Source organism: Kribbella sp. NPDC050124 (assembly GCF_044460355.1).
Taxonomy (GTDB): Bacteria; Actinomycetota; Actinomycetes; order Propionibacteriales; family Kribbellaceae; genus Kribbella.
In genome coordinates this window covers 1-5169 of the sequence record NZ_JBITJU010000063.1, presented here as the reverse complement: position 1 = coordinate 5169, position 5169 = coordinate 1, and the positions used below count along the sequence as shown (strand labels likewise).

Annotated in this window: 5 protein-coding genes and 1 tRNA gene; 3 read left to right on the top strand and 3 right to left on the bottom strand. The window is 67.4% G+C overall.

Annotated features, from left to right (window positions below):
* Positions 1 to 177: 177 nt before the first annotated feature.
* The gene (locus ACIBL3_RS47165) at positions 178 to 1044 is read right to left on the bottom strand and encodes a sigma-70 family RNA polymerase sigma factor (RefSeq protein ID WP_396360608.1); all 867 of its coding nucleotides are present in this window, start codon (positions 1042 to 1044) and stop codon (positions 178 to 180) included.
* Between the two features lie 113 nt (positions 1045 to 1157).
* Between ACIBL3_RS47165 and ACIBL3_RS47160 the strand changes: the two genes are divergently transcribed.
* Positions 1158 to 1610 (top strand): pyridoxamine 5'-phosphate oxidase family protein, encoded by a 453-nt coding sequence (locus tag ACIBL3_RS47160; protein ID WP_396360607.1) that lies wholly within the window; start codon positions 1158 to 1160, stop codon positions 1608 to 1610.
* Between the two features lie 65 nt (positions 1611 to 1675).
* The gene (locus tag ACIBL3_RS47155; RefSeq protein WP_396360606.1) at positions 1676 to 2653 is read left to right on the top strand and encodes an aldo/keto reductase; all 978 of its coding nucleotides are present in this window, start codon (positions 1676 to 1678) and stop codon (positions 2651 to 2653) included.
* 438 nt (positions 2654 to 3091) lie between these two features.
* Here ACIBL3_RS47155 and ACIBL3_RS47150 read toward each other — a convergent pair.
* Positions 3092 to 3163, bottom strand: a tRNA-Val gene (locus ACIBL3_RS47150).
* A gap of 126 nt (positions 3164 to 3289) precedes the next feature.
* Between ACIBL3_RS47150 and ACIBL3_RS47145 the strand changes: the two genes are divergently transcribed.
* Positions 3290 to 3856 carry a CGNR zinc finger domain-containing protein gene (locus ACIBL3_RS47145; RefSeq protein ID WP_396360605.1) on the top strand — a complete coding sequence of 189 codons (567 nt, stop codon included), beginning with the start codon at positions 3290 to 3292 and terminating at the stop codon, positions 3854 to 3856.
* Between the two features lie 321 nt (positions 3857 to 4177).
* On the opposite strand, the gene ACIBL3_RS47140 is transcribed toward ACIBL3_RS47145, so the two are convergent.
* The gene (locus ACIBL3_RS47140; RefSeq protein ID WP_396360604.1) at positions 4178 to 4996 is read right to left on the bottom strand and encodes an aminotransferase class IV; all 819 of its coding nucleotides are present in this window, start codon (positions 4994 to 4996) and stop codon (positions 4178 to 4180) included.
* Between the last annotated feature and the right edge of the window lie 173 nt (positions 4997 to 5169).

Here is a 5169-nt window from a genome sequence, read left to right as displayed (position 1 = left end):
TCGCTCCGGCTTGTTCCTGCTCGGTGCGAGAGCAGAACAGTAGCGCACTTTTCCCGTTCGCAAAAACCAGATTCCAGGGTGTCGCGATCCGGACCGTCCGAGCGTGGATTTTGTCACACGAGTAACACCAGCCCCACCGGTCAAGCAGTTGCTGGCAGCAGTACGACGTACCGCCGCTCAGGCCTGCATCGGGGCCAGTTCGACACCCTCCAGGTACTCCGGATCGCCCAGCAGCTCGATCGCCGTGATCCGGCCGTCCGCGATGGTGAAGTTGAAGACGACCTGCGGCTCGCCATGCAGCGACCACACCGCGCCGGGCAGCCCGTCGACCAGCATGAGCCGGGCACCAGCCGCCCGGCCGGAGAACGACTCGGCAACCGCAGCCGCGCCCCGCAGGCGGCTCGCACCCCGCGCCAGGACCGCTTCGTCGGCATGCAGTTCCACATTCGGATCCAGTACGGCGAGCAGCGCCTCGAAGTCCCCGCCCCGCGAAGCGGCGAGGAACGCGGTGACGAGTTCCTTCTGCCGGTTCGCATCCGCCTCGAGCGGTTCCGGCGTACCTTGCACCCGTCGTCGCGCCCGGCTCGCCAATTGCCGCGCGGCCGCCGGCGACTTGCCCAGGATCGGCGCTATCTCCTCGAACGGCACCGCGAACATGTCGTGCAGTACAAACGCCAGCCGTTCGGCCGGCGTCAACGTCTCCAGTACGACGAGCAACGCGAGACCGACCGAGTCCGCCTGCACTGCTTCGATTTCCGGATCGGGTACGGCGCCGTCGGCCAGCACGGGGGAGTGGTCGCCGACCGGCTGTTCGGGGTGGCCGCGCCGCAGCCGGAGCATGTCCAGGCAGATGCGACCGACAACTGTGGTCAGCCAGCCGCCGAGGTTCTCGATCTCGCCGGCGTCGGAGCGGCTGAGCCGGATCCAGGTCTCCTGGACCGCATCCTCGGCCTCGGGAGCGGAGCCCAGGATCCGGTACGCGACCGCGCGGAGGTGGTCCCGATTCTCCTCGAACCGGGCTGCCAGCCAGTCGTGCTCACTCATCTCCACCACATCCCTCTCGCTGGTCACAGTCCGCGGCCCGGCTCCGTCATGGGTCTGACGGAGAATCCGCCGTACATGTGACACTGCAGCCCACGACCCCAGAGGAGACGACAATGACAGAGCCGGCCCGTCCGCTGTCGGTGCGGAAACAGGACACGCTGCGCAGGCTCGAGGAGGACGTCGATCTCTGGGTCGCGACGGCGTCGGCGGACGGCGCGCCGTACCTGATGCCGTTGTCGTTCCTATGGGACGGTTCGACTCTCCTGCTGTCCACGGCGGCCGGCAACCCCACCGCCAAGAACCTCCGGGCGAACGCCACCGCCCAACTGACCCTCGGCCACACCCGGGACGTCGTCCACATCACCGCCACCGCCGAGATCCTGCAGTCGGGGGCGCTGGCCGAGTCCGAGGGTGATGCGTTCGCGGCGAAGGCCGGATTCGATCCGCGGGGACTCAAGTCGCCGTACCCCTTCTTCCGCCTGACCCCGACCAGAATCCTGGCCTGGCGTGAGGTCGACGAGCTCTCGAACCGCACCTTGATGGACGACGGCGCCTGGCTCGTCTGACGCTTGACCTGGAGTGCGCTCTAGCAGGCAGGGTGAAATGAATCCACTGTTCGAGGGAGCACTCCATGTTGTACCGAACCATTGGCAACCGCCGGGAAGTCAGCGCCTTGTGCCTGGGCGCGATGAACTTCGGCAGTACAACGGATCCGGAAACCGCATTCGCAATTCTCGACCGTTTCGTCGAGGCCGGCGGGACGTTCATCGACACGTCCAACAACTACAACCAATGGCACGGCAGAGGCGGCGAGAGTGAGGAACTGCTAGGCCGCTGGATGAAGTCGCGCGGCAATCGCGACGAGCTGGTCATCGCGACGAAGGTCGGCGCCAAGTCGACCCGCCCCGGCAGTCCCGACGACGAACACTGGGAAGGGCTCAGCGCGACCGCGATCGAGTCCGCCGTCAAGGGCAGCCTGGACCGGCTGGGCGTCGACCGGATCGACCTGTACTACGCCCACATCGACGACCGCCGTACCCCACTCGAAGAAACCGTAGCCACCTTCGGCCGCCTGGCTGCCGAGGGAGTCGTGGACCTCATCGGCTGCAGCAACACCACCAGCTGGCGCCTAGACCGCGCCCGCCAGTTGGCCGCCAACCAGGGGGTCGCTCAGTACTCCGTCGTACAGCAACACCACACCTACCTCTGGCCCAACCCACCAGCCCTACAAGGCATCGAACGCCTAGGCAGCCCCCACTACACCCACGCCGGCCTAGAACACCTCGACTACCTAACCGAACACCCCGAAATGGCCCTAGTCGCCTACTCGCCACTCCTCTCAGGCTCCTACGCCCACCTGAACCGCCCCTTCCCCGCCTCCCGCGGCTACGCCCACCCCACCGCCTACACCCGCTTCGAAACCCTCCGCCACCTTTCCCAATCCCTCAACGCCACCCCCAACCAACTAGTCCTGTCCTGGCTCCTCCACCACCCCCAACCCCTAATCCCCCTCTTCGGCGCCTCCACCCTCCCCCAACTAGAAGAAGCCCTAACAGCCACCACCCTCGCCCTCACCCCCGACCACCTCAACCAACTGAACAACGCGTAGGCGTACGTCGGGCGCGACTCGGCCCCGCCGTGACCGCGCACGACAATCCGAACGCCACGCCCGGTCAGGCGCCCGTCCCGCGATCGCTCCACCCAGCACGCAACGGCGAGACCACACGCCGGTCGAGTCAGCGCACGACGAGAAAGCACGCACGCAGTTGGAGAGCACTGCCCACACCACCCGAGGCGCTCAACGAACCCCGAGAACCCCGCCCGTCAGCAGACCGCGGCGCGCAACCCGCGCCGGCTAGCAATCCCCGGCGAGCAACCCGCGCCGGTCAGCCAACATCGGCGCCCAGCCAGGGAGCCGAGCGAAGCGAAGGCGCAAGGGGTGCGGGTGGCGGAGCCCCCGCTCGCGGCAAGCGAAGCGCAGCCGCACAAAACGACGAAGGCGACCCGGTCCGCGCTTTCCGCGGACACGAGTCGCCTCTCGCCTTCGTGGGCGATACTGGGTTCGAACCAGTGACCTCTTCGGTGTGAACGAAGCGCGCTACCACTGCGCCAATCGCCCGTTCTGGTGTTGCTGGTGTTGCCTTGTGGTGCCTTGCGGGTGAAACCATAGCGCATGATGTCAGCGACGATCTAATCGGGGCGGGCTACTCTTGCTGCAAGACGGAGACCCCGTCGCGTTGGAGACGTGATTGTGACTTTCTCGCACGACACCGAGCAGGCGCTCGGCACGCTGGTCCGGCTGGTGAACACGCTGCCCGGGCCGAACAGCCAGGTCGACACCATGGAATCGCTCGAGGAACTGGAGAAGTTCGTCCAGGAGCGCGAGTTCAGTGCGGTCGGCACGCTGACGGAGAAGGACCTGGCCGAGGTCCGGGACCTGCGGCCGTTGTTCGCACCGGTCTTCACCACGGAATCCGACGCCACGGCGGCGGCGATGATCAACGCGATCGTCGCCCGCGGTACGACGACGCCGCGGTTGACGAACCACGACGGGCACCCGTGGCACATCCACTACTCGCGAGACGGCGCGTCGCTGGCGTGCCGGATCACGGTGGAGTGCGGGATCGCGCTTGCCCAGGTGATCTCGGCCGGCGAACGCGAACGGCTCCGTCGCTGCGAAGCACCGGACTGTGACGACGCCCTGATCGATCTGTCGCGGAACCGTTCGAAGCGGTACTGCGATGCCCGCACCTGCGGCAACCGCCTGCACGTCGCCGCCTACCGCGAACGCCGCAAAGCCTCAGGCGAATAACCGGCCCACAGCTCTCCGTGCACCAGGCGGAGAGCTGTTCTGCTACTGCGCTCAGCAGCAGCCTGCAGTACGGCGAACCCGCCGACCCGCCCGCAGCTCGGGCTGATGCGAACCCGTCGAGCGGGACCATCGGCGGACCCGAACGCTAACCGCATCACGCGCCGACCCCGTCACGCGCCAACCGCATCGGGCGCCGACCGGATCACGCGCCAACTGGATCGGGTGCCGGCCGGATCACGCGATGACGCCGTCACGCGCCAACTGGATCGGGCGCCGGGTGCTGCTTTGGGGTGTTCGTCTGCGCCGCGGGTCTGTTGACCTCTACGGGTTCGGGTCCTTGGCTGAGCGCTCGGCGAAGACCTGCGCCACTTCGGCGGTGATGGGGCCCGGGGCTGGGAGCTCGCGGTCGTCGACGCGGTGGATTGCCTGGACGTCGCGAGTGGTCGAGGTGAGGAAGATCTCGTCAGCGTCGAAGAGTTGTGCCAGCGGTACGTCGCGCTCGGTGGCGCCGTACCACTCGAGGACCAGCGCGCGGGTGACGCCGGCTAGTGCGCCGGACTCGAGCGTCGGGGTGACGAGCTCGCCGTCGTACACGCAGAAGATGTTGGCGCCGGTGCCCTCGGCCAGGTTGCCCACCGTGTTGGCGAAGATCGCCTCGCTCGCGCCGCGCTCCTTGGCGTACGCGAGAGCGCGGACGTTCTCGGCGTACGACGTCGTCTTGAGGCCGGCCACCGCGCTCCGTTCATTGCGGACCCAGGGGACCGTGACGATCGCCGAGACCGGGCCGGGGCGCTTGATCGGGTCGGACGCGACCACGATCGTCGGGCCCGACGTACCGCGATCGGATGACAGCGGGGAGACACCACCGGTGTACGTGATCCGGAGCCGGCCGAACGCGATGTCCGGATCGGCCTTCACGACGGTCGCGATGCCCTGCTCGACCTGGGCGACATCCGGCTCCGGCAAGCCGAGGCCGACCGCCGACCGGACCAGTCGCTGCAGGTGCCGGGTCACCGCGAACGGGCGCCCGTCGACGATCTTGATCGTCTCGAACACCCCGTCGCCCGTGGTCAGCCCATGGTCCAGTGGCGAGACGACCGCTTCGTCGTCCTGCAGGGTGCCGTTCAGCCAGATACGCATTGGTGCTCCTTCCGCAGAACACCTTAGTCCTAAGGCGATTCGCGTCGATCAGCCTGTCCACAGGTGACCGGCTGATGACGGTGGGTCGACGATGCGGGGACCCCGATTTTTCAACTTCGGGGGAGATGGGCTAATGTTCTTCTCGCGCCGGGGAACGAAAAACCCGGTCGCAG

Excerpts from the sequence above, each read along its gene's own strand:
- ACIBL3_RS47165 (WP_396360608.1), bottom strand. The coding sequence starts at position 1,044 with ATGAGTGAGCACGACTGGCTGGCAGCCCGGTTCGAGGAGAATCGGGAC.
- ACIBL3_RS47160 (WP_396360607.1), top strand. The coding sequence starts at position 1,158 with ATGACAGAGCCGGCCCGTCCGCTGTCGGTGCGGAAACAGGACACGCTG.
- ACIBL3_RS47155 (WP_396360606.1), top strand. The coding sequence starts at position 1,676 with ATGTTGTACCGAACCATTGGCAACCGCCGGGAAGTCAGCGCCTTGTGC.
- ACIBL3_RS47140 (WP_396360604.1), bottom strand. The coding sequence starts at position 4,996 with ATGCGTATCTGGCTGAACGGCACCCTGCAGGACGACGAAGCGGTCGTC.